Source organism: Paracoccus suum (genome assembly GCF_003324675.1).
Classification (GTDB): domain Bacteria; phylum Pseudomonadota; class Alphaproteobacteria; order Rhodobacterales; family Rhodobacteraceae; genus Paracoccus; species Paracoccus suum.
In genome coordinates, this window is the sequence record NZ_CP030918.1 from 413,248 (window position 1) to 437,054 (window position 23,807).

Sequence of the window (23,807 nt, forward strand, 5' to 3'; positions counted from 1 at the left end):
CGCCCCGGGCGCCCGATTCGCAACAGGAGCCACCGATGACCGACACCGTGTTTTCGGGCTGCATGCCCGCCCTGATGACGCCCTGCACCGCGGACCGCCGTCCCGATTTCGCGGCCTTGGCCCGCAAGGGGCGCGAGCTTGTCGATCTGGGAATGTCTGCCGTGGTCTATTGCGGCTCGATGGGCGACTGGCCGCTGCTGACCGACGCCGAGCGGATGGAGGGGGTCGAGGCCCTGGTGGGCGCGGGCGTGCCGGTCGTGGTCGGAACCGGCGCGGTCAACACCGCGCTTGCCGCCGAACACGCCGCCCATGCACAAAAGGTCGGCGCCAAGGGTCTGATGGTGATCCCGCGCGTGCTGTCGCGCGGCAGTTCCGCCAGCGCCCAGCGCGCCCATTTCGCGGCTGTACTTTCGGCCGCGCCTGATCTGCCGGCGGTGATCTACAACAGCCCCTATTACGGCTTTGCGACACGCGCGGATCTGTTCTTTTCCCTGCGCGAGCAGCACAAGAACCTGGTCGGCTTCAAGGAATTCGGCGGCATAGCCGACCTGCGCTACGCGGCCGAGCACATCACCAGCGGCAATGACGACATCACCCTGATGATCGGTGTCGACACTGCCGTGGTCCACGGCTTCGTCAACTGCGGCGCCTCCGGCACCATCACCGGCATCGGCAACGCCCTGCCGCGCGAGGTGCTGCAATTGGTCGCCCTGTCGCAAGCCGCCGCCGCGGGCGATGCCGCCGCCCGCACCCGGGCGAACGAGTTGGAGGCCGCGTTGGCCGTCCTGTCTTCCTTCGACGAGGGCCCTGATCTGGTTCTGTTCTACAAGCACCTGATGGTGCTGAACGGCGATCAGGAATACCGGCTGCATTTCAACGCCGACGATGCCCTCAGCGACAGCCAGCGGGGCTATGTCGAGGCGCAATACAACCTGTTCCGCGACTGGTATGCCAACTGGTCCCAGCAGGACGACCTGCGCCGGTTCGCGGCCTGAAGCGCGCCGATGCTGACGGGACGGACACAAGCGGCAGCGGCGGCCTTACGGCACCGCCGCCAGCCCGTCCCGCGCGAGGCGCTCCAGCCCCTCGATCTCGGCTGCGCTCAGAGTGATCCCCTCTGCCTCGGAAATGACGCGCGCCGCGCGGCGCCGGCCCGACGGCAGACGCGCGCCCTGCCCCTCGATCCCCGACAGGATCAGCTCGGCCGCGGCCAACGGGTCGCGCCGGCCGCCGGCAAAGCGCGCGGGATCGAACGCGAGGATCAACTCGCCATGCTTGGGCGCAACGGCGGTGGTGCCGAGCCAGTCCAGTGCCTCGACACTGTTCAGATCGCCGATCATCGCACCGGCGAGCAGTTCGATCATCGTCGCGATGGCGCTGCCCTTGTGGCCGCCGAAGGTCAGCATCGCGCCGTCCAGCGCCGCCTGCGGGTCGGTCGTAGGCTGGCCCTCGGCGTCCACCGCCCAACCCTCTGGCAGGGGCGTGCCGGCGCGGCGGTGCAACTCGACCTCGCCGCGCGCGGCGACGCTGGTGGCGAAGTCAAAAACATAGGGCGCGCCGTCGGGCCGCGGCCAACCAAAGGCAAATGGGTTGGTGCCCAGCAGCGGGGCGCTGCCGCCATGCGGGGCTACGGTGGCATAGCTGGGGCACATGGCCATTGCCGCCAAGCCCTCGGCCGCCAGCCGTTCAACCTCGACCCACAGGGCCGAGAAATGGAAGCAGTCGTTGATGACCAGTGCTGCCAGCCCCTGAGTGCGCGCCCGCTCGACCAGCAGCGGCAGTCCCAGCTCGAAGGCCAGTGGGGAAAAGCCGCCCTTGGCATCGACGCGGACGATGCTGCCTTCGGAGGCAATGACCTCCGGCACTGCGCCCGGGTTGACCTTGCCGATCTTGAGCGAGCGCAGGCAGCCCTCGATCCGGTAGACACCGTGCGACTTGCAGGCGTCGCGCTCGCCCGCGGCAATGACCGGAGCGATTGCGGCAGCCTGCGCGGCGCTGAAGCGGGCGCGCTGGAAGATCGCCTCGATCTTCGCAGTAAGCGCGGGAATCGTCAGGGTCTGGGGTGCGGTCATGTCTTGCCTCCGGCCATTCATTGTATTTGCATACAAGAGGTATGCAAATTCGAGCAAGCCGGCCAGTCGCCGACACCCGAGGAACCATCATGAGCAGCTTTACCCCCCACGGCCAGCACATCATCGCCTGCCAGAAGGTACCGGGCGCGCGCAGCTTTGCCTCCAGTCCGGCAACCGGTCCCGCGCATGACTATGCCGTCGGCACGCCTGAGTTGGTTGCCGAGGCCTGCGCCGCGGCGGAGGACGCCTTTGCAGCCTACGCCGCGACGACGCGCGAGCAGCGCGCGGTCTTTCTCGAGGCCATTGCCGACGCCATCGAGGCGCGCGCCGACCAGATCACCGAGATCGGCACCCAGGAAACAGGCCTGCCTACCGCCCGGCTGGAGGGCGAGCGCGGCCGGACCACCGGCCAGCTGCGCCTCTTTGCCGATCATTTGCGCGACGGCGCCTATCTGGACCGCCGGGTCGATCCGGCCTTGCCCGACCGCCAGCCCGCGCCGCGGCCAGAGATCCGCATGATGCAGCGGCCCATCGGGCCGGTCGCGGTTTTCGGGGCCTCGAATTTTCCGCTGGCCTTCAGCGTCGCCGGTGGGGACACCGCCGCCGCCCTTGCGGCCGGCTGCCCCGTCGTCGTGAAGGGTCATTCCGCCCATCCCGGCACCGGCGAGATCGTCGCCGACGCCATTGCCGAGGCCGCGATGCGCTGCGGCATGCCGGCCGGCGTCTTCTCGCTGATCCAGGGCGGCGACCGCGCGGTCGGACAGGCGCTCGTGACCGATCCGCGCATCAAGGCGGTCGGCTTTACCGGCAGCCTCGCAGGCGGGCGCGCATTGTTCGACCTCTGCGCGCAGCGCCCCGAGCCAATCCCGTTCTTTGGCGAGCTAGGCAGCGTCAACCCGATGTTCGTACTGCCCGCCGCCGCCGCGGCGCGCGGGCAGGCGGTCGCGCAGGGCTGGGCCGGATCGCTGACTTTGGGCGCGGGGCAGTTCTGCACCAACCCCGGCATCGCCATCGTCCAGGACGGCCCTGGCGCCGATACCTTCATCGAGGCAGCGCGCACCGCGCTGGCTGCAGTCGCGCCGCAGGTGATGCTGACCGATGGCATCGCCGCCGCCTATCGCGAGGGGCAGGCGCGCCTCGATTCCCGCAACGCGGTCCGGCCGGTGCACGTCACCCGGTCCGAGGGCCGCAGCGCAGCGCCCAACCTTTACGAGGTTCGCGGCGCAGACTGGCTGCAGGACCACGACCTTGGCGACGAAGTTTTCGGCCCGCTCGGCCTCGTCGTGCGCGCCGCCGACAGCGCCGAGATGCTGGCGCTGGCTCAGGGCTTTGACGGCCAGCTCACCGCTACGCTGCAAATGGACGACGCCGACCTGCCCATCGCGCGCGAGCTGCTGCCGATCCTCGAGCGCAAGGCCGGCCGGATTCTTGTCAACGGCTTTCCCACGGGGGTCGAGGTCGTGGATTCGATGGTCCATGGGGGCCCCTACCCGGCCTCGACCAACTTCGGCGCAACCAGCGTCGGCACGCTGTCGATCCGCCGCTTTCTGCGCCCGGTCGCCTACCAGAACCTGCCCCGGGCACTGATGCCCGACGACCTGCAATACTGACGAAAAAATCCAGACCGGAGGGTCGGGCAGCCACAAAAATTTGTTGCCCGACTCACTTTGCCGACACATAGTCGACAAGAATTCAGAACAGCCTTCGACACATGGGAGAGTAAGACGTCATGAAAGCCTTCATTGCCGCCGCTGCCACCGCCGCAGGGCTTGCCGCTGCCTTCGCCCCCGCGGCGCAAGCCGACCAGCTTGACGACATCATCGCCTCGGGCACGCTGCGCTGCGCGGTGGTGCTGGATTTCCCGCCGATGGGCGCGCGGGACGAGCAGAACAACCCGGTCGGCTTTGACGTCGACTACTGCAACGACCTCGCCGCCGCCCTTGGCGTCAAGGCCGAGATCGTCGAGACGCCCTTCCCCGACCGCATCCCTGCGCTCGTCTCGGGCCGCGCCGATATCGGCGTCGCCTCGACCTCGGATACGCTCGAGCGGGCAAAGACCGTCGGCTTCTCGATCCCCTATTTCGCCTTCAAGAACGTCGTGCTGACCCGTGAGGATGCGGGCATCGCCGATTTCAACGCGCTGAACGGCAAGACCGTCGGCTCGGTCGCCGGCACCTACGAGGCGATCGCGCTGGAAAACGACGTCAAGAAATGGGGCGCCGGCAGCTTCCGCCCTTACCAGACGCAGGCCGACGTGTTCCTTGCACTGTCGCAGGGCCAGATCGACGCCACCGTCGTGACCTCGACCGTCGCCGCGGCGACCGTCAAGTCGGGCAAGTTCCCGGGCCTGACCATCAAGGGCGATGCGCCCTACAACATCGACTATGTCGCGCTGATCGCGCTGCGCAACGAATACGGGCTGCTGAATTACCTCGATCTGTTCGTCAACCAGCAGGTCCGCACCGGCCGGTACCAGGAGCTGTTTGAAAAGCATGTCGGCGGCGAGGCGCCCGACCTGACCATCGCCAAGGTCTACCGCTAAGGCGCGCGGCGCGCGGGACAGCCCGCGCGCCCGGCAATTCCATCGGGGGGGACCGATGTTCAACTATACCTTCCAGTGGCGGCAGGCGTTTCGCGCCCTGCCGCAGATGCTGGACGGCGCGCTGGTGACGCTACAGATCGCTGTGCTGTCGATGCTGATCGGCGGCGCCTTTGCGATCCTGCTGGCGGTGGCGCGCAATTCGCAATCGCGCTGGCTGCGCGCGCCGGCGACCGCCTGGGTCGAGGTCGCCCGCAACACACCCGCGCTGTTCCAGATCTACATGGCGCATTTCGGCCTGGGCTCGTTCGGCATTCACCTGTCGCCCTACACCTCGCTGCTCGCGGGGATCGCCTTCAACAACGCCGGCTACCTGGCCGAGACCTTCCGCGGCGCGCTGCGCGCCATTCCCGCGACCCAGACGCGGGCCGCGCGCTCGCTCGGCATGGGCGCGGCGCAGGCGTTCCGGCTGATCGTAGCGCCGCAGATGCTGCGCATCGCCTTTCTGCCGACCACCAACCAGATGGTCTGGGCGATCCTGATGACGTCGTTGGGGGTCACCGTGGGCATGAACACCGACCTTGCGGGCGTCACGCAAGACCTGAACTCGCGCAGCTTCCGGACCTTTGAATTCTTCGCCCTGGCGGCCGTGATCTACTACGCGCTGGCCAAGATCCTGACCGTCGGCGCGCGGCTGCTCGCCTGGCGCATGTTCCGGTACTGAGGGGGCTGACCATGTTTGACACCAGCCTCACCGCTTCCGACCTGCTGTTCCTGGCAAGGGGCGCCGGGATGACGCTGTGGATCACAGCCATTGCGGTGCTGTTCGGCACCCTTCTGGGCCTCATGTTCGGCGTCGTGCGCAGCGTGCTGAACCCGGTCCTCGCCCTGCCGCTGACCTTCGTGCTGGACGTGTTCCGATCGGTCCCGCTGCTCATCCAGCTGATCCTGGCCAATGCCTTTCAGGCCATCGCGCGCCTCGGCATCAGCCCCTTCACGGTCAGCTGCATCGTCCTTGCCCTCTATACCTCAGCGTATTGCACCGAGATCGTGCGCGGCGCGATTTCTGCCGTGCCGCAGACGACGCGCCGGGCGGCCCGCTCGCTGGGGCTGACCTGGGGCCAGGACATGACGCAGATCGTCTTTCCCATGGCGCTGCGCGTGGGGCTGCCCAGCTGGATCGGCCTCGTCCTCGGCGTGATGAAGGACAGCGCGCTGGTCCTGTGGCTGGGCATCATCGAACTGCTGCGCTCCAGCCAGATCCTGGTCACCCGCCTGCAAGAGCCGATGACGATCCTGCTGCTGACCGGGGCGATCTACTTTTTGCTCAGCTTTCCCATCGCCCGCCTGGGCGGTCGCCTTGAACGACGGTGGCGTGAAAATGATTGAGATTCAGAATGTCCGAAAATCCTTTGGCGCGCTTGAGGTCCTCAAGGGGATCGACCTGACCGTGCAGCGCGGCGAGGTGGTGTCGGTGATCGGTGGCTCGGGGTCGGGCAAGTCCACCCTGCTCACCTGCATCAACGGGCTGGAGCCGATCGATTCCGGCCGCATCGCCATCGACGGGACCGAGGTTCATGCCAAGGGAACCGACCTCAACAAGCTGCGGCGTAAGGTCGGGATCGTGTTCCAGCAATGGAACGCCTTTCCGCACCTGACGGTGATGGAAAACGTCACCCTCGCCCCGCGCAAGGTGTTGGGGCTGGCGCGGGCCGAGGCAGAGGCGATCGCCGAGCGGCAGCTGGCCCATGTCGGCCTTGGCGACAAGCTGAAGGTCTATCCCGGCCGACTGTCGGGCGGCCAGCAGCAGCGCATGGCCATTGCCCGGGCACTGGCGATGTCGCCCGACTACATGCTGTTCGACGAGGTAACATCGGCCCTCGACCCGCAACTTGTGGGTGAGGTGCTCGATACTCTCCGTCTGCTCGCGCACGAAGGCATGACCATGATCTGCGTCACGCACGAGATGAAATTCGCACGCGAGGTCTCGGACCGCGTCGCGTTCTTCCATCAGGGGGTGATGGCCGAGATCGCGCCCCCCGGCCAGCTGTTCGACGCGCCACAATCGCCCGAACTGCGCAAGTTCCTTGCCGCAACCCACTGACATGATCGGCGCGGCGGGCGGCCATGCCGCGGATGTCATAGTCATCGGTGCCGGGGTGGTCGGCCTGTCGGCCGCGTTGGCGCTGACGGCGCGCGGCCGGCAGGTCACGGTGCTGGATCGCGCGGGCCCCGCGGCCGGCGCCTCGGCGGGGAATGCCGGCGCCTTTGCCTTTACCGATATCCTGCCCTTGGCCTCGCCCGGCATCTTTCGCAAGGCGCCGGCCTGGCTGCTCGATCCACTCGGCCCGCTCAGCGTGCCGCCGCGCTATGCGCTGCGCGTCGCGCCATGGATGATCCGCTTTGCCCGCGCGTGCGCCCCCAGCCGGGTCGCCGCCTCGACCACCGCGCAGACCGCACTGATGGACCTGTCCCGGGCCGAGTTGGAGGGGTTTCTGGCCGCCACCGGCACCAGCGCCATGCTGCGCCGCGACGGCAACCTGCAGGTCTATGAATCCAAGGCAGAGTTTCAGGCGAGCCTGCCGGGCTGGGATGCGCGCGCCGCGCATGGCATCGCGTTCCAGCACCTCGACCCCGCCGGCATGGCCGCGATCCAGCCCGGCCTGGCACCCCGGTTCCTGCGCGGAACCTTCACCCCCGGCTGGTTCTCCATAGCCGATCCACGGCTTTACACGCTCGCCCTCGCTGACCGCCTCATCGCCATGGGCGGCAGGATCGAACAGGCAGAGGTCACCGCCCTCCGCCCTCTCGATAGCGGCGTCCGCGTGGCGACCTCCGCCGGCATCCGCCGCGCTGCGAACGTCGTCCTCGCCGCCGGCGCCCATTCGCACCGCATCGCCCGCACCTTGGGCGAGCGCATCCCGCTTGAGACCGAGCGCGGCTACAACACCACCCTGCCCCCCGGCGCCTTCGACCTGCGCACCCAGGTCACCTTTGGCGGTCACGGGTTTGTCGTCACGCGCCTGTCGACCGGCATCCGCGTCGGCGGCGCGGTCGAGCTTGGTGGACTGACCGCCCCGCCGAACTTTCGCCGCGCGCGGGCGATGCTGGACAAGGCACGCGCGTTCCTGCCGGGCCTTGATCCATCGGGCGGCACGGAATGGATGGGCTTTCGCCCCTCGCTGCCGGATAGCCTGCCCGCCATCGGCCCAGCGCGCGCTACATCGCGCGTGGTGTTCGCCTTCGGCCACGGGCATCTTGGCCTGACGCAATCGCCCGGCACGGCGCGGCTGGTCGCCGACCTGGTGACCGGACGGCCAGCCGCGCTGGATCTGTCCCCCTTCTCGCCCCAAAGATTTTCGAGGTTCTGATGGCCGTTCACATGTTTTCCTGCCTCGACGGGCACACCTGCGGCAACCCGGTCCGGCTGGTCTCGGGCGGCGGCCCACGCCTCAATGGTGCCACCATGCTGGAGCGCCGGGCCGACTTCCTCGCCAACCACGACTGGGTCCGCACCGGCCTGATGTTCGAGCCGCGGGGCCATGACATGATGTCCGGCTCGATCCTTTATCCGCCGACGCGCGAGGATTGCGACGTGGGCGTGCTGTTCATCGAGACCTCGGGCTGCCTGCCGATGTGCGGCCACGGGTTGATCGGCACCATTACCATGGGCATCGAGAACGGCCTCATCACCCCGCGCGCACCGGGTCGCCTCGCGGTCGACGCCCCCGCCGGCCGGGTCGAGGTCGCCTACGTCGAGGAGGGTCGTTTCATCGAGGAAGTGCGGCTGACCAACGTCGCCAGCTATCTCCATGCCGAGGGTCTGACCGCCGAGGTCGAGGGCCTGGGCGAGATCGCGGTCGACGTCGCCTATGGCGGAAACTTCTACGCCATCGTCGAGCCGCAGGCCAATTTCCGCGACATGGCCGACCACAGCGCGGGCCAGTTGATCGAATGGGCCCGCCGCCTGAGGGCGGCGCTGAACGCGAAATACGAGTTCGTGCATCCCGACCATCCGGCAATCCGCGGCCTGTCGCATATCCAGTGGACCGGCGCACCGACGCAGGCCGGCGCCCATGCGCGGAACGCAGTGTTCTATGGCGACAAGGCCATCGACCGCTCGCCCTGCGGAACCGGCACCTCGGCCCGCATGGCGCAGCTCGCGGCCAAGGGGCGCCTCGCGGTCGGCGATGATTTCGTCCACGAATCGATCATCGGCAGCCTGTTCAAGGGCCGCGTCGAGGCTGCCGCGACGGTGGGTAGCGGCGAAAATGCCAGCCAGCCGGCGATCATCCCCTCGATCGCCGGATGGGCGCGCCAGACCGGGATCAACACGATCTTCATCGACGACCGCGACCCGTTCGCGCATGGCTTTGTCGTGACGTGACGGGCCTCGCGATCCTTCCCGGCACGGCCAGCGGCCCGGTGCTGGAACTGACCGAACGCCTCAGCCTCTGGGGCGGGGTCGACCCGCTCAGCGGGCGGATCATCGATGCACATCACCCGCAGGCGGGGCAGGATCTCGCCGGGCGGGTGGTGCTGATGCCGACCTCGCGCGGGTCGTGCAGCGGCAGCGGCGTGTTGCTGAACCTGGCGCTGTCCGGCACCGCGCCCGCCGCCCTGGTGTTTCGCGAGGCGGAGGACATCCTGACTTTGGGCGCCCGGGTCGCCGACATCATGCTCGGACGCCCCCTGCCCGTCGCGCGTCTCGCTCCGAGTGCCTATGCATCGCTTGCGGCGGTGCCGGCGGCCGCGATCACGCCGGACGCCATCATCGCGCCCGGCTTGCACATCCCCCTGAGGCCCCAGACCGCCGAACTCGCGCTGAGCGACGACGACCGGGCGATGCGCGACGGGCGTGACGGACCGGCCGTGCAAATCGCCATGCGCCTGTTGATCGCATCGGCTGCGCAGCAGGGGGCGGCGGAGCTGACAGATGTCTCGCGCGTGCATATCGACGGCTGCATCTACGCCAGCCCCGCCAACCTGCGCTTTGCCGAGACAATGGCCGCAATGCGCGCGCGGGTGCGCGTGCCGACGACGACCAACGCGATCTCGGTCGATCATGACGGATGGCCAGCGCAGGGCGTGCCCTCGTCCTTTGGTGAGCCGGCGCAGGCGCTGGCCGATGCTTACGTGGCCATGGGCGCCAGCCCCAGCTTTACCTGCGCACCCTACCAGAACGACCCGCCAGCCTTTGGCGAAGTGATCGGCTGGGCGGAATCGAACGCGGTGATCTATGCCAACAGCGTGCTGGGCGCGCGGACGCTGAAGCATCCCGACTTTCTCGACCTGTGCATCGCCCTGACCGGCCGCGCGCCGCTGGCCGGCGTTTACCAGACCGAGGCGCGGCGACCGGCCGTCATTCTGGACGTGACCCCGCCGCCGCAGGCAGATGATGCCTTCTGGCCGCTGCTTGGCCATCTCGCCGGCAGCCTAGCGCCCGACGCCATCCCCCTGATCCGCGGCTGCGCGGCGATGCCGGTCTCGCCCGACGACTTGCGCGCACTCTGCGCCGCCTTCGGCACCACCTCGGCCGCGCCGATGCTGCATCTGGAGGGGCACACGCCCGAAGCGACCCTGCCGCCTGTTCCCGGCGCGCGGACCATCGCCGTCGGCCTGCCGATAATGGCGGCCGATTTCGCGGCGCTGAACGACGCGCCGGACCGGGTCGATCTGGTGGCGATCGGCAGCCCTCATGCCTCGGCCGCGGAGTGCCGGGCGCTGCTGGCGGCGCTGGAGGCCGACCCGCGCCCGCTGGCGCCGCGCCTGTCGCTGATCGTGACGCTGGGGCGCGAGACGCTTGAACAACTCGGCGGCAGCGGCATTGCCGCGCGGCTGGCGGCGCGCGGCGTCCGGGTCGTGCCAGACCTCTGCTGGTGTTCGATCAGCGAGCCGGTGTTCCCGCCTTCGGCCCGCGTGGTGATGACCAATTCGGGCAAATATGCCCATTACGGCCCCGGCCTGACCGGCCGCCGCTTCCGCTTTGGCGGCCTTGCCGCCTGCGTCGAGGCGGCGCTGGGCGGCGTCGCGCCCCCGCCCCCCGCCTGGCTTTCCTGAGGGTTTCATGCGCAGCACCAAGATCGTCCACGTCATTTCCGCCCATGCCGAGGGCGAGGTCGGCGACGTCATCGTCGGAGGCGTCACCCCGCCCCCCGGCGCAACCCTGTGGGAGCAATCGCGCTGGATCGCCCGCGACGGCACCCTGCGCGCCTTTGTCCTGAACGAGCCGCGCGGCGGCGTCTTTCGCCACGTCAACCTGCTGGTTCCGCCCAAGGACCCGCGCGCCGACGCCGCCTTTATCATCATGGAGCCGGAGGACACGCCGCCCATGTCCGGCTCGAACAGCATTTGCGTCGCGACCGTCCTCCTGGACGCCGGTATCCTGCCGATGACCGAGCCGGCGACGCACCTGACCCTCGAGGCGCCGGGCGGGCTGGTCGAGGTGCGTGCCGAATGCAGCGGTGGCAAGGCGCAGCGCATCTTTGTGCAAAACCTACCCAGCTTTGCCGGCCGTCTCGATGCCGCGTTGGAGGTCGAAGGCCTCGGCAGCCTGACGGTCGACACCGCCTATGGCGGCGACAGTTTTGTCGTGGTCGATGCCGCGCGGATGGGCCTCGGCCTGACCGAGGATGAGGCGCATGACATTGCTCGCCTCGGCGTGCGCATCAGCGACGCCGCGACCGAGCAACTCGGCTTTATCCATCCGGAAAACCCCGACTTGCGCCACATCTCGTTCTGCCTCTTTGCGGGTCCGTTGCAGCGGACCGAGGCCGGATTGCGCGCCCGCGCCGCGGTTGCGATCCGGCCCGGCAAGGTGGACCGCTCGCCCACCGGCACGGCGCTGTCCGCGCGCATGGCCCTGCTGCATGCGCGCGGACACATGGCGGTCGGCGACAGCCTCGAGGCGGTATCGGTGATCGGCTCGACCTTTCGCGGCCGGATCCTTGGCGAGACCGCGGTTGGCAGCTTGCCGGCGATCCGGCCCGAAATCTCGGGCCGCGGCTGGATCACCGGGATGCACCAGCACATGCTGGACCCGGATGATCCCTGGCCTGGGGGCTACCGCCTAAGCGATACCTGGGGCGCGCGGTAGCGCCCCGGTCCGGCCCGCCACCCTCTACGCCACGTTGGGCAGTGCGTCGGCGCGGTGATCCTCGATCACCATCTGCGCCAGCTTGGCGCCGATCATCATTGCCGGGGCATTGGTATTGCCGGAGACGATCTCGGGCATGATGGAGCAGTCAGCCACGCGCAGCCCGTGGACGCCGTTGACGCGCAGGCGCGGATCAACGACCGCGCCCTCGTCCGGGCCCATCCGACAGGTGCCGGTCGGGTGGTAGATGGTGGTCGAGTTCTGGCGCGCCCAGGCCAGCACCTCGTCATAGCCCTGCACGTCCTCGGTCGGGCGAAAGGCCTCGCTGATGGCCGAGGCGAGCGGCTCGGTCCGGGCGATCTGGCGCGCGATCTCGATCCCCGCGACCAACGTGTCGCGGTCGGTCTGGGTGGCCAGGTAGTTCGGCTGGATCAGCGGCGCCTCAGCCGGATCGGCGGATGCCAGCGTGATCGTGCCCCGGCTTTCGGGCCGCAATTGGCAAACAGACTGCGTAAAGGCCGAGAAGGGATGCACTCCCTCGCCCGGGCTGTCCGCCGACCACGGCTGGATGTGAAACTGGATGTCGGGCGTCGCCAGATCCGGCCGCGTCTTGAGAAAGCCGAACACGAGGCTGGCCGCCATGGTCATGGGGCCGGTGCGGAACAAGGCGTATTCCAGCCCGATCCGGGCCTTGTTCACCAGGCTGCGCACCTCGTCATTCAGCGTCGCCTCGCGGCACTTGAACACAAGCCGCGCCTGCAGGTGGTCCTGCAGGTTGCGCCCGACCTCGGGCGAATGGTGCTGGACAGTGATGCCATGGCCGGCAAGGGCGGCCGCGTCGCCCACACCCGACAGCATCAGGATCTGAGGCGAGCCAATCGCGCCGGCCGACAGGATCACTTCGCGCCGCGCGGTCAGGATCTGGGTGACGCCATCCGGGCGCCGGATCTCGACCCCCGTGGCGCGGCCGTTAGTGATGACTACGCGCAGTACCTGCGCATTTGTGACTACCGACAGGTTGGCCCGGTCACGAACGGGCTTCAGGAATGCCACCGCAGCTGAGCAGCGCCGGCCCCGGTTCACCGTCAGCTGGAAATGGCCGACACCTTCCTGCACGGGGCCGTTGTAATCGGGGTTGTAGCTATAACCATTCGCCTCGGCCGCCGTGATCCAACGCTCGCAGATCTCGCGGCGCAGGGCTGGGTCGGAGACCTGCAATTCGCCCTGCTGGCCACGGCCCTCCGCGGTGTCGGGCCGCTGGAAGGTCTCCAGCCCCTCGAAGATCGGCCCGACTTCGGACCAGGACCAGCCGCGATTGCCCATCTGGGCCCAGTGGTCGTAATCCTCGCGCTGGCCACGGACATACAGCAGCCCGTTCAGCGAGGATGACCCACCCAGCACCTTGCCGCGCGGCCAGTGCAAGCTTCGCCCGCCAAGGCCCGCATCCGGCTGGGTCTCGTAGCACCAGTCGAAGGCAGGATTGTGCATGGTCCGGAAATAGCCGACCGGAACGTGAATCCAGGGGCTGCTGTCGCGGTTGCCCGCCTCCAGCAGGGTGACCCGCGCGCCCGGATCGGCGCTGAGGCGATTGGCGATGACGCAACCGGCCGAGCCTGCGCCGACGACGATATAATCGGAAATCTCGGGTGCCTGGGTCATGTCGCCGCCATTTCGTCCGAAGGATTGTTGGGCGCCCGCAGCAGCGGAGCGCCGGAGGTCAGGCCACGAACGCCGTGCGCTGACCGCGTCTTGCGATCAGGATCGCACAGATCATCGACACCACGCCGGCAAACACCACATAGGCGCATAGCCAGAACGGGTCGTTGTTGTTCTTGGCCAGCAGCCAGGTCGCGATCATCGGCGTGATCCCCGAGGCGAAGATGCCCGAGAACTGGTAGACGAACGACACGCCCGTGTAACGCACGCTGGGATCGAACAGGTCGGCGAACAACGCCGCCTCAGGGCCATAGCAGATCGGGTAGACGATCCCGAACGGCAGCACGATCCCCAGTACCACCAGCAACGGGTTGCCGGTCGAGAGCAGCGCAAACGCAGGGAATACGCTCAGGCACAGCAGGGCCGAGCCGACGGCGTAGGTCTGCGGCCGGCCAAAGCGGTCCGAAACGCGGCCAAAGAAGGGGATCAGGAAGATCATCACCACCGCGGCCGTGCACACGGTCCACAGCGCAAAGGTCCTCTCCATCCCGACATACTTGGTCAGGTAGACGATCGAGAACACGGCAAAGACGTTGAAGAAGACGCCGTCGATATAGCGCGCGCCCATGCCCAGCGCGACGTTGCCCGGGTAGCGGCGCATCATGGTGGCAAACGGCAGGCCCTGATCGCGGCCGCGCGATTCCTCCTTGGCGGCCAGGAACTCGGGGCTTTCGTCGATGTTGCTGCGGATCCAGGTGCCCAATGCGACCAGCAGGATCGAGGCGATGAACGCTGCGCGCCAGCCCCAGGCCATGAACGATGCCTCGGGCAGCATGGTCAGCAGCGCCATCACGCCGGAGGCCATGAACAACCCCAGCGACAGGCCGATCTGCGGGATCGAGGCGTAAAAGCCGCGCTTGCCTTCGGGCGCGTATTCATAGGCCATCAGCACCGCGCCACCCCATTCGCCACCGATGCCGATGCCCTGAAGCACGCGCATGAGCAGCAGCAGCAGGGGCGCGGCGATGCCAGTCTGCGAATAGGTCGGCAGCAGGCCGATCACCACGGTCGCCCCGCCCATCATCAGCAGGGTGATGACCAGCATCGTCTTGCGGCCCAGCCGGTCGCCGAAATGGCCAAAGATCAGACCGCCCAGCGGCCGCGCGACAAAGCCCACCGCGAAGGTGGCATAGGCCAGCATGATCGAGATGGTCGGGTCGTGGACGGGGAAATACAGCTGGTTGAAGACGATCCCGGCAACCACGCCATAGAGGAAGAAATCGTACCATTCGATGGTCGAGCCAACGAGGCTGGCGAAGACCACCTTTCTGACGTCCTGCTCGCGCGTTCGCACGGCGGCCGCCGGCACGCGGCCCAGACCGGACATATCCGACATCTCATCCCTCCCACAGGTTTTGACCTTGTTGTCCCGACTCCCCATCGGGTCGGCAAACGGATGCGCCGATCGGGCCATGTTTTACGCGACGTCACATCGTGTCAACGGTTTTTGAGAATCTTGGTCTCATTAATCGCCGCGCGAAAGTTGCCTTGGCGTAAGCTCCGGCTAAGGTAGCAGGGAGCCGCCCTGGAATGAGAATTGATGGAGCCGCAGATCGACACCCGCCCCACCGCGCCCGCGGCCACGAGCCAGACCAGCCTGCGAAACCTTCAGATCATCGAGGTCGTCGCGTCCGCCGCGCGCGCACTGACCGCGGCCGAGATCAACGCCTCGCTGGGCCTGCCAAAGCCGACCATCCACCGCCTCGTCGTCTCGCTGGAGACCGAAGGGTTTCTGGCCCGCGACCTTGAAGGAAGGGGGTTTCTGCCTGGCCCGCGGCTGCGCGAGATGATGCTGGGGGTCATGCGCTCGCGCCTGAGCCTGCTGCCGCGTCACGCGGTGCTGGTCGGACTGGCCGAGAAGGTCGGCGAGACCTGCAACCTCGCCATCCCGGACGGTGATGCGATGGTCTACATCGACCGGGTCGAGACGCAGTGGCCGCTGCGCATCGACCTCGGCATCGGCTCGCGCGTGCCGCTGCATGCCACCGCCTCGGGCAAGATGGCCCTGTCGCAGCTGAGCGACGCGGCGCTGGAAAGCTACCTCGCGCGGGTGCGGATGCGCAGCTACACCGCGCGCACCATCACCACCGCCGCCGCCCTGCGCGCCGAGATCGCCCGCGTCCGGCAAGCGGGATACGCGACCGACAGCGCGGAACTGGTCGAGGGCATGATCGCCGTCGCCGTCCCGATCCGCGACCGCAAGGGGCGCTTTTGCGCCACGCTGTCATTCCACGCGCCTTCGCAGCGATTAAGCCTGCAGGACGGGCTGCGTCACCTTGACGTCCTGCAGACCGCCGCGCTTGACCTGTCGGGGGTGGTCTGAGGGCACGCGCCGGCTCGGCGAGGGCGCCCGGCAGCGAGTCCCTGTCAGCGATCTGGCGCCCGACAAACTGCATATCGGCGCTGGGCGCCGAAATCGTCGCGGCTAGCCTCAACCTGAGGTGGTACTGTCGAATGGCGCGGTACGTCGCGACGGTATTCGGTTTCACGGTTGTTGCGGCAGGCCGCTTCGTTGCATGTACGCCCCTAACCCCCTATCCCGCCCCTTTGCCCTGCCGCCGAGGTTTGCCATGTTCCATCGCCCCATCGCCGCCGGCCTGCTGGCGCTGAGCCTCGCGGGGCTCGCCCCCGGCGCCCCGGCCCTCGCCCAGGTCCCGGGGCAGATGCCGCCCAAGCAGGTCGGCGTGGTCGAGATGCAGCTGCAGCCGGTGCCGCGCATCGTCACCCTGCCCGGCCGTGCGGTTGCCGGGGCCGAGGCGGCGATCCGCCCGCGCGTCTCGGGAATGGTCACCGAGATCCTTTATGATCCGGCGGTCCCGCTGAAAGCCGGCGCGCCGATGTTCCGGCTGGACGCAACCACCTACCAGTCCGGCGTCGTGACGGCCGAGGCGAACGTGGAATCCGCACAGGCCGCCTCGACCGAGGCTGACGCCGCCGCCGGCCGGGCCAAGCGCCTGCTCGGCTCGGGCTCGACCCGTGTGCAGGCGGACAGCGCCCAGGCCGCTGCCGACCAGGCCGCCGCCCAGTTGCGGTCGGCCAAGGCCGCGCTCGACGTCGCCAAGGCCGAGCTTGGCTGGACGACCATCACCAGCCCCATCGACGGCTTCGCAAGCGTGGCCGCAGTCTCGGTCGGCGATCTCGTCACCGCCAATCAGGGCGAGGCGATGGCCACGGTCACGCGCCTCGATCCGATCGAAGTCGATATCCTGGTGCCGTCAGTGCGGCTGCAGTCGGTGATCGACGACATCGAATCGGGCCGGCTGAAGATGAACAAGACCCTGAACGCCACCCTGACGCTGGAGAACGGGCAGACCTACAAGGCCAAGGGCGAACTTGTGGCCCCCGGTTTCAGCGTCTCGACCACGACCGGGTCGGTCGACAACCGCTTCCGGTTCGAGAACCCGGACCGCAGGCTTTTGCCCGGCATGTTCCTTCGCGGCACGATCGAGCTGGGGACAACCCAGGCTTTCCTCGTCTCGCAATCTGCCGCGACGCGCGACCGGATCGGCGAGCTTTCGGTCTGGGTGGTCGAGGATGGCAAGGTCGTCCAGCGCAAGCTGAAGGACGATGGCAGCTGGAACAACAACTGGATTATCACCGATGGCCTGAAGGCGGGCGATCTGGTGGTGGCGGACAACCTGACCGGCCTGACGGCCGGCACGGCGGTGCAAACCCTGCCAGTGACCTATGACGAGCAGGGCGTGGTGCGCGCGGCACAGGCGACCCCCGCTGGCGGCGCGCCGGCCGCAACCCCGACCGATGGCGCGGCTTCCCCGGCGGCGAAGGCCCCAGCAGCCGTCTCAACCGGCACCGATGCGGCAGCCAGTAGCGGAGAGACGAACTCGTCCGAGGCGGCCGCCCCAGCCAGCACCCACGCCACGGACAGCGCCGAGGCACCGGCGGCCCCCGAAACCGATCCCGCAGCTGATGCGAAGCCGAATGGCGACGCGGCGGCCAAACCGGCCGAGTAGTCCCATGGCCCGCTTTTTCATCCACCGGCCCGTCTTTGCCTGGGTCATCGCGCTGATCGTCATGCTGGCCGGCGGCCTCGGGCTGACGCAGTTGCCGATCGAGCAATATCCCCAGATCGCGCCAACCACGGTCAGCGTGCGCGCGACTTATACCGGCGCCTCGGCCGAAATCGTCGAATCCTCGGTGACGACCGTCCTTGAGGACGCGATGACCGGGATCGAGGGGCTGATCTACATGACCTCCTCCTCGACGCCCGGTTCGGCGTCGATCTCGCTGACCTTCGACGACACGGTCGATGCGGACATTGCGCAGGTGCAGGTGCAGAACAAGCTGCAACTGGTGACCTCGCAACTGCCCTCGGTCGTGCAGCAGAGCGGCGTCAGCGTCACCCGCTCGACCTCGTCGATCCTGCTGGTCGGGGCGCTGACATCGCTGGACGGGCGCTACAGCTCGGTCCAGTTGGGCGACATCACCGCGCAGATGATCGAGAACCCGGTCCAGCGCACGCCGGGCGTCGGCTCGATCAACACCTTCAGTTCGGGTTACGCGATGCGCGTCTGGCTGGACCCGCTGAAGATGGTCCAGTACCAGGTCACGCCTTCGGACGTGATGGCCGCGGTGTCCGAGCAGAACACCAACGTTACCGTCGGCAACCTCGGCAGCCAGCCCTCGGCCGAGGGACAGCGGATCACGATCCCCGTCTCGGCCCAGTCGCAACTGTCGACCGTGCCCGAGTTCGAGAACATCCTGCTGCGCGTGGCCGAGGACGGCTCGACCGTGTTCCTGGGCGATGTCGCCCGGATCGAGATCGGGCAGGAATCCTACGGCGTCGATTCGCGCTACAACGGCCATCCGGCAGCGGGTTTCGCCGTGAACCTCGCCACTGGCGCAAACGCGGTCGACACCGCCGCCGCCGTTCGCGCGACCATCGCCGGGATCGAAAGCTCGCTGCCCCAAGGGGTCAGTGTGGTCTATCCCTACGACACCGCGCCGTTCGTCGAGAAATCAATCAACCAAGTCTACAAGACGCTGGCCGAGGCCGTAGTGCTGGTGTTCCTCGTGATCCTCGTCTTCCTGCAAAGCTGGCGCGCGACGCTGATCCCGGTGATCGCAATCCCGGTGGTTTTGCTGGGAACATTCGGCGTGCTTGCCATGGCGGGCTTCACGATCAACACGCTGACCATGTTTGCGCTGGTGCTGGCCATCGGCCTGCTGGTCGACGATGCCATCGTTGTGGTCGAGAACGTCGAGCGCGTGATGGAGGAAGAGGGGCTCGACCCCGTTGCCGCGACCGAGCGCAGCATGGACGAGATCACCTCGGCGCTGGTCGGCATCGTGCTGGTGCTGTCGGCAGTGTTCCTGCCGATGGCCTTCATGGGCGGCGCCACGGGGGTCATCTATCGCCAGTTCTCGATCACCATCATCACCGCGATGGTGCTGTCCCTCGGGGTGGCGCTGATCTTGACGCCGGCGATGTGCGCCAGCCTGCTGAAAAAGCGCGCCCATGGTGGCGGCATCGCCCCGGCGCGCTGGTTCAACACCGGCCTCGACAAGGTGACGGGCGGCTATGCCGGGGTCGTCACGCGGCTGGTGCGCCGGCCGTTCATGATGCTGCTGGTGCTGCTGGCCTTTGGCTACGGCGCCTTCACCCTGTTCCAGAAGATGCCCGGCTCGTTCATCCCGCAAGAGGACCAGGGCGTGTTGATGGCGATGGTCTCGACCCCCGACGGCTCGACCATCGCGCAGACGACCGCGCTGGTCGAGGACATCGAGAAATACCTGCTGGAGCAAGAAAAAGAGACCGTGGAATCGGTCTTCGCCGCCGTTGGCTTCGGCTTCACCGGGCCGGGGCAGGACACCGCGATGGTGTTCGTCAAGCTGCGGGACTACGCGGAGCGCGAGGGGCAGGACGCCGCCGCGCTGGTCAATCGGGCCAACGCCCATTTCTTCATGACCAACCGCGCCGGGCAGGTGTTCGTGCTGCAACCGCCGGCCATTCAGGGCATGGGCACCTCGTCGGGCTTTACCATGTATCTGCTCGACCAGAGCGGCCAGGGCCAGGAACAGATGGCCAAGGCCGCCGACACGCTGGTCGCGACGGCGCAAAAGGATGGCCGCGTGACCAACCTGCGCGGCAACGACGCCCCCTACCAGAGCGCGCTGCGGCTGGACATCGACCAGCAACGCGCAGCCGCTTATGGCCTTTCGGTATCCGAAGTGAACGCCATGCTGTCGGTCATCTTCTCGGGGCGCGAGGTCAACGACTTTGCCCTCGGGACCGAACTGCGGCCGGTGATCGTGCAGGGCGAGGCGGCTGCCCGCTCGCAACCCGAGGACATCGACCTCTGGCATGCCCGCAACAGCGGCGGCGAGATGGTCTCGTTCGGCGCCTTCGCCAGCCGCGAATGGGACGAGCAGGCGCAGGCGCTGGCCCGCTTCGGCGGCACCCGGGCGCTGGAGATCAGTGGCAGCGCCGCGGCGGGCCTGTCCTCGGGTGCCGCGATGAACGCGATGGAGGAACTGGTCAGCGCCATGCCGGGCGGCTACGCGACCGCCTGGACCGGGCTGTCCTATCAGGAGCGTCTGTCCGGCAACCAGGCACCCATGCTGTTCGCGCTGTCGGCGCTGATCGTGTTCCTTGCTCTGGCCGCCCTTTACGAGAGCTGGACGGTGCCGCTGGCGGTCATGATGACCGTGCCAATCGGAATCGTCGGCGCGCTGGCAGCGGCGCTTTACTTCGGCCAGTCGAACGACGTCTATTTCAAAGTCGGCCTGCTGACGACCATCGGCCTCGCCGCGCGAAACGCGATCCTGATCGTCGAGTTCGCGCAGGCATTGGTCAAGGAGGGACGCCCCTTGCTGGAGGCTGCGATTGAAGCCTCGCGCATGCGCCTGCGGCCGATCCTGATGACGACCTTTGCCTTCATGCTGGGGGTGATGCCGCTGGCGATCGCCTCCGGCGCGGGTGCCGGGGCGCAGCGGTCCATCGGCATCGGCGTTCTGGGTGGCATGGCCGCCTCCGCCGCCATCGGTATCTTCCTTGTGCCGGTGTTCTATGTTGCGGTGATGCAGGCGACCCGCATGGTCCGCCGCCGCGGTCGCAAGGACCCGGCCCCCGAGGTCCGCGCCTGAGGAAAGCATCCCACCCCGCTAGGTGCGGAACCGGACCGTCGCGCAAAAGCCGTCGCCCCGCCCCGGTGCGGGCGAGGCCAAGGTCAGGGCCGCGCCTTCCCGCAGGGCGTGGCCCTCGACAATGGCGAGGCCAAGGCCGCTGCCTGACGCGCGGCTGGCGCCGCGCTGGAAGCGCCGGGTCAGTTGATTGAGCAGAGTGGGATCGAGCACCTGCCCGCCGTTGCAGACTGTTAGCGTGTCGCCTGCCAGCACCACGGTGATCGGATCGGTCCCGTGCAAGACCGCGTTCTCGATCAGGTTGCGGGCGATGACGGCAAAGGCGTCCAGATCGACGGCCAGCAGGTGTGGCTTCTCCGGCAGGGCCAGTTCGGTCGTCGGAAACTCGGCCGCCACCAGTTGCAGCGCCTGCCGCACATCCTGTGGGGCCGCCTTCGGCCCCGAAGCGGCCCCGCCTTCGGCCCGGGCCAGTTCCAGCAGCTTGCCAGCGAGCCGGCCGACCCGGCGCAACTGCGCCGCCAGAGTTGAGGCGCGCCGCGCCAGGCGCGGGTCGGTCGCCTCGGCCTCCAGCATCTCGGCCTGGGCGAGGGCGGCGGCGATGGGGGTGCGCAACTCATGCGCGGCGTTCGAGGAGAAGGCGCGCTCGGCTGCGAGCGCTTCGTCGAGCCGCCCCATGAGTCGGTCGACGGCGTCATGCATCGGCTGCAGTTCGACCGGCAGTGGTGCCGCCGACAGCGGTCGCAGATCTGCTGCCCCGCGGTCCGCGACCTCGCGCGACAAGGCGTTGACCGGGGCCAGTTGCCGCCGGACAAAGCGCCACAGCCCGAAAATGGCCAGCGGCAGTAACAATGCGAAGGGCACGAGCGCGGACAGCAGCGTCTCGCGCACCGCCTCACGTCGCTCGGCCAGCGGGTCCGCGACCTGCAGCAGTCCGCCATCGGGCAGTCGCTGCGTCAGCACCCGCAGGCCATCCACGCGCGAAAAGCCGATGGGCGTTTCCGCGGGCAACTCGCCGACAGCGTAAACCGTCTGGCCATCGGTCGCGGTCAGTCGCGCCCGCAGCGCCCCAGCAGGGCGGCGATCCCCTAGTCCCGCTGCACCCGCACCCGCCCCGATCACCGCCAGACGCTCGGATGTACGCGTCAGAGCTGCGTCATAGATCTCGTCAATTTCCACCCCCAGAACAGCCCAGCCGATGGCCAGCGCGGCCAGCCAGACCGCCACCAGCCCGCAGCCGAAGCCGAGCGTCAGATCGCGCGTCAGGCTTCGCGGCGGCGTCCTCGTCACGGCGCGATCCGGTAGCCGACGCCACGCTGCGTCTCGATCGCGCTGCGGCCAAGCTTGCGCCGCAGCCGGCTGATATAGACTTCGACCGTGTTGCTCTCGGCGCCCTCCTCGAAGGAATAGATGCGGTCCTCGATCTGCGCCCGGCTCACAAAGCGGCCGGCACGCGCGATGAGGGTTTCCAGCACGATCCATTCGCGGCGGCCGACCTCGACGGGGCCGTCCGGGCCGGTGACCCGACGCCGGGCCAGATCGACCTGACACGCGCCCAGGCTTATGATCGGGCTGGGGTTGCCACCATATCGGCGGGCGACGGCGCCGATCCGGGCGGACAGTTCGGCCAGATCGAAGGGTTTGACCAGATAGTCGTCCGCCCCGGCGTCGAGCCCCGCGATCCGCTCGGAAATACGGTCGCGCGCGGTCATCACGATCACGGGCACCTGGTGCCCCGCCGCCCGCAGCCGGCGCAGGAAGGCCAGCCCGTCGCCATCCGGCAACATCAGATCGAGCAGCACCAGATCATAGCTCATGGCCGACATGCAGGCATCCGCATCGTCCAGCGTGGTCATCCAGTCGGGGAGGTGACCGTCGGCGGCGATCCGGTCGCGCACCGCGGCGCCGATCCCCTCGTCATCCTCGATCAGCAAGATCCGCACCCGACGTCCCCACGCGACAGGATCGCACGGTGACGCGAAATGCAAGGCAAGACCAGCCTTTGGCAGATGCGTTCAGCCAGCGTTCAGGTTGAAGGCGCAAGATATCCGGATGACTTCGCTGATGCCGTCGCGCCCGCCCTCACGCCTCGCCCTGCGCTTCTTGCTGCGGGCGGGGCTGTTTTTCATCGGCTTGCTGATCGCCGCCGCCGGCTGGGCGGGCTTCCTGCAATACCGCGGCAACTTCCATCCGGTTCGCGCCGGCGAGATGTATCGTTCGGCCCAGCCGAGCCCCGAGGCGCTGACCAACTGGGCTGGCGTCAACGGCATTCGCAGCGTGGTCAACCTGCGTGGCGCCTCGGACTCCGACTGGTATCGCGACGAGATTGCAACCTCGAAGCGCCTTGGCCTCGCCCATGCCGATTTCCGCATGAGCGCCGGCGAGCATCTGACCCCGGCCCGGGCCAACGAATTGCTCGCGTTGCTGGATTCAATGCCCGGCCCGGTGCTGATCCACTGCAAGTCGGGGGCCGACCGTACCGGCCTCGCGTCCGCCTTGTGGCTAGCGCGTCACGGCGGCGGCGAAGAGGCAGCCGAGTCGCAGATATCTTTCCGTTTTGGCCATGTCTCGCTGCCGCTGACCGCCGCCTGGCCCATGGACCAGAGCTGGGAGGCCCTGGAGCCCGAGATGGGATTTGCCAGCTGATGAGCGTCACCGCCGACTCAAACCACACCATCACCCCCGCCAACCAGCGCCTTCGGATCGCGGTGTTGCGCATCCTGTTCGTGCTCGCCGCCCTGCCGATCCTCCTGGGCGTTCCCGTCTGGCACGGCGCCGCGCTGTCGCTGGTGCACACCCTGGGCACCTTAACGATCATCGCCGCGGTGCTGGGCCGGTTCTGGGCGATTCTCTATATCGGCGGTCGCAAGAACGCGACAGTCATGCAGGACGGCCCCTATTCGCTCTGCCGCCACCCGCTCTATTCCTTCTCGATCATCGGGGTGGTCGGCTTTGGCCTCGCGCTCGGCAGCGTGGTGCTGGCGGTGGCGCTCGGCGCGCTCGCCGCTGCTGTCCTGTGGCTGACCGCCCGACGGGAGGAGCGTTTCCTGCGCGCCGCCTTTGGCCCCGCTTACGACGCCTACGCCGCCCACGTGCCCCGCCTGATGCCGCGCCTGTCCAATTTTCACACCCCCCCGCGCATCACGGTCGATTTGTCCGTCCTGCGCCGCAACCTGGCCGATGCACTGGTGTTTCTGACCGCAATCCCGCTGGCCGCGGCGATCCAGGCGATGCACGCAGCGGGTTACGGGGCCGCCTTCCGCCTCTGGTAACCCTCCCGCTGCGG

General features: G+C 68.1%; 20 protein-coding genes. 15 read left to right on the top strand and 5 right to left on the bottom strand.

Annotated elements, in window-relative coordinates; genetic code table 11:
* Nucleotides 1-35: 35 nt before the first annotated feature.
* Entirely contained in the window at nucleotides 36-995 is a 960-nt protein-coding gene (locus DRW48_RS01975) for a dihydrodipicolinate synthase family protein (RefSeq protein ID WP_114074941.1), read from the top strand.
* Nucleotides 996-1,040: 45 nt separating this feature from the next.
* Here the strand turns inward: DRW48_RS01975 and DRW48_RS01980 are convergent, their stop codons facing one another.
* Entirely contained in the window at nucleotides 1,041-2,072 is a 1,032-nt protein-coding gene (locus tag DRW48_RS01980; RefSeq protein WP_114074942.1) for an Ldh family oxidoreductase, read from the bottom strand.
* A gap of 89 nt (nucleotides 2,073-2,161) precedes the next feature.
* On the opposite strand from DRW48_RS01980, the gene DRW48_RS01985 reads away from it, so the two are divergent.
* From DRW48_RS01985 to DRW48_RS02025, 9 genes are all read left to right on the top strand, one after another.
* Nucleotides 2,162-3,682, top strand: coding sequence for an aldehyde dehydrogenase (NADP(+)) (locus DRW48_RS01985; protein ID WP_114074943.1), 1,521 nt, complete (start codon nucleotides 2,162-2,164; stop codon nucleotides 3,680-3,682).
* A 119-nt stretch (nucleotides 3,683-3,801) separates the two neighbouring features.
* Nucleotides 3,802-4,614 (top strand): ABC transporter substrate-binding protein, encoded by an 813-nt coding sequence (locus DRW48_RS01990; RefSeq protein ID WP_114074944.1) that lies wholly within the window; start codon nucleotides 3,802-3,804, stop codon nucleotides 4,612-4,614.
* Nucleotides 4,615-4,669: 55 nt separating this feature from the next.
* Nucleotides 4,670-5,335: an amino acid ABC transporter permease gene (locus DRW48_RS01995; RefSeq protein WP_114074945.1), complete on the top strand. Its 666-nt coding sequence runs from the start codon at nucleotides 4,670-4,672 to the stop codon at nucleotides 5,333-5,335.
* A gap of 11 nt (nucleotides 5,336-5,346) precedes the next feature.
* Nucleotides 5,347-6,000: an amino acid ABC transporter permease gene (locus DRW48_RS02000; protein ID WP_114074946.1), complete on the top strand. Its 654-nt coding sequence runs from the start codon at nucleotides 5,347-5,349 to the stop codon at nucleotides 5,998-6,000.
* Nucleotides 5,993-6,715: an amino acid ABC transporter ATP-binding protein gene (locus tag DRW48_RS02005; RefSeq protein WP_114074947.1), complete on the top strand. Its 723-nt coding sequence runs from the start codon at nucleotides 5,993-5,995 to the stop codon at nucleotides 6,713-6,715. The genes DRW48_RS02000 and DRW48_RS02005 overlap by 8 nt, the downstream gene beginning before the upstream one ends.
* A gap of 1 nt (nucleotide 6,716) precedes the next feature.
* The gene (locus DRW48_RS02010) at nucleotides 6,717-7,982 is read left to right on the top strand and encodes an NAD(P)/FAD-dependent oxidoreductase (protein ID WP_114074948.1); all 1,266 of its coding nucleotides are present in this window, start codon (nucleotides 6,717-6,719) and stop codon (nucleotides 7,980-7,982) included.
* Complete coding sequence (locus tag DRW48_RS02015) at nucleotides 7,982-8,998, top strand: 4-hydroxyproline epimerase (protein WP_114077297.1); 1,017 nt, start codon at nucleotides 7,982-7,984, stop codon at nucleotides 8,996-8,998. The genes DRW48_RS02010 and DRW48_RS02015 overlap by 1 nt, the downstream gene beginning before the upstream one ends.
* On the top strand, nucleotides 8,995-10,671 hold the full coding sequence (gene lhpI, locus DRW48_RS02020; RefSeq protein WP_241963340.1) for a cis-3-hydroxy-L-proline dehydratase: 1,677 nt from the start codon (nucleotides 8,995-8,997) through the stop codon (nucleotides 10,669-10,671). Before DRW48_RS02015 ends, lhpI begins: the two co-directional genes overlap by 4 nt.
* 7 nt (nucleotides 10,672-10,678) lie before the next feature.
* The gene (locus tag DRW48_RS02025) at nucleotides 10,679-11,707 is read left to right on the top strand and encodes a trans-3-hydroxy-L-proline dehydratase (RefSeq protein WP_114074950.1); all 1,029 of its coding nucleotides are present in this window, start codon (nucleotides 10,679-10,681) and stop codon (nucleotides 11,705-11,707) included.
* 24 nt (nucleotides 11,708-11,731) lie between these two features.
* Here DRW48_RS02025 and DRW48_RS02030 read toward each other — a convergent pair whose 3' ends face one another.
* Both DRW48_RS02030 and DRW48_RS02035 read right to left on the bottom strand, forming a co-directional pair.
* Nucleotides 11,732-13,366 (bottom strand): GMC family oxidoreductase, encoded by a 1,635-nt coding sequence (locus DRW48_RS02030; protein WP_114074951.1) that lies wholly within the window; start codon nucleotides 13,364-13,366, stop codon nucleotides 11,732-11,734.
* 58 nt (nucleotides 13,367-13,424) lie between these two features.
* Complete coding sequence (locus DRW48_RS02035) at nucleotides 13,425-14,759, bottom strand: MFS transporter (RefSeq protein ID WP_241963341.1); 1,335 nt, start codon at nucleotides 14,757-14,759, stop codon at nucleotides 13,425-13,427.
* A 204-nt stretch (nucleotides 14,760-14,963) separates the two neighbouring features.
* On the opposite strand from DRW48_RS02035, the gene DRW48_RS02040 reads away from it, so the two are divergent.
* From DRW48_RS02040 to DRW48_RS02050, 3 genes are all read left to right on the top strand, one after another.
* The gene (locus DRW48_RS02040) at nucleotides 14,964-15,746 is read left to right on the top strand and encodes an IclR family transcriptional regulator (RefSeq protein ID WP_114074952.1); all 783 of its coding nucleotides are present in this window, start codon (nucleotides 14,964-14,966) and stop codon (nucleotides 15,744-15,746) included.
* 247 nt (nucleotides 15,747-15,993) lie between these two features.
* Nucleotides 15,994-17,394, top strand: a complete 1,401-nt coding sequence (locus DRW48_RS02045; RefSeq protein ID WP_114074953.1) for an efflux RND transporter periplasmic adaptor subunit — start codon at nucleotides 15,994-15,996, stop codon at nucleotides 17,392-17,394.
* 4 nt (nucleotides 17,395-17,398) lie between these two features.
* The gene (locus DRW48_RS02050; RefSeq protein ID WP_114074954.1) at nucleotides 17,399-20,527 is read left to right on the top strand and encodes a multidrug efflux RND transporter permease subunit; all 3,129 of its coding nucleotides are present in this window, start codon (nucleotides 17,399-17,401) and stop codon (nucleotides 20,525-20,527) included.
* An 18-nt stretch (nucleotides 20,528-20,545) separates the two neighbouring features.
* Here the strand turns inward: DRW48_RS02050 and DRW48_RS02055 are convergent, their stop codons facing one another.
* Both DRW48_RS02055 and DRW48_RS02060 read right to left on the bottom strand, forming a co-directional pair.
* Nucleotides 20,546-21,811, bottom strand: coding sequence for a histidine kinase dimerization/phospho-acceptor domain-containing protein (locus tag DRW48_RS02055; protein WP_114074955.1), 1,266 nt, complete (start codon nucleotides 21,809-21,811; stop codon nucleotides 20,546-20,548).
* The gene (locus tag DRW48_RS02060; protein WP_114074956.1) at nucleotides 21,808-22,464 is read right to left on the bottom strand and encodes a response regulator; all 657 of its coding nucleotides are present in this window, start codon (nucleotides 22,462-22,464) and stop codon (nucleotides 21,808-21,810) included. Before DRW48_RS02060 ends, DRW48_RS02055 begins: the two co-directional genes overlap by 4 nt.
* 121 nt (nucleotides 22,465-22,585) lie before the next feature.
* Here DRW48_RS02060 and DRW48_RS02065 point away from each other — a divergent pair, with 121 nt between their 5' ends.
* The gene (locus tag DRW48_RS02065) at nucleotides 22,586-23,167 is read left to right on the top strand and encodes a tyrosine-protein phosphatase (RefSeq protein WP_114077299.1); all 582 of its coding nucleotides are present in this window, start codon (nucleotides 22,586-22,588) and stop codon (nucleotides 23,165-23,167) included.
* Nucleotides 23,167-23,793, top strand: coding sequence for a methyltransferase family protein (locus tag DRW48_RS02070; protein ID WP_114074957.1), 627 nt, complete (start codon nucleotides 23,167-23,169; stop codon nucleotides 23,791-23,793). Before DRW48_RS02065 ends, DRW48_RS02070 begins: the two co-directional genes overlap by 1 nt.
* The last annotated feature ends 14 nt before the right edge of the window (nucleotides 23,794-23,807 follow it).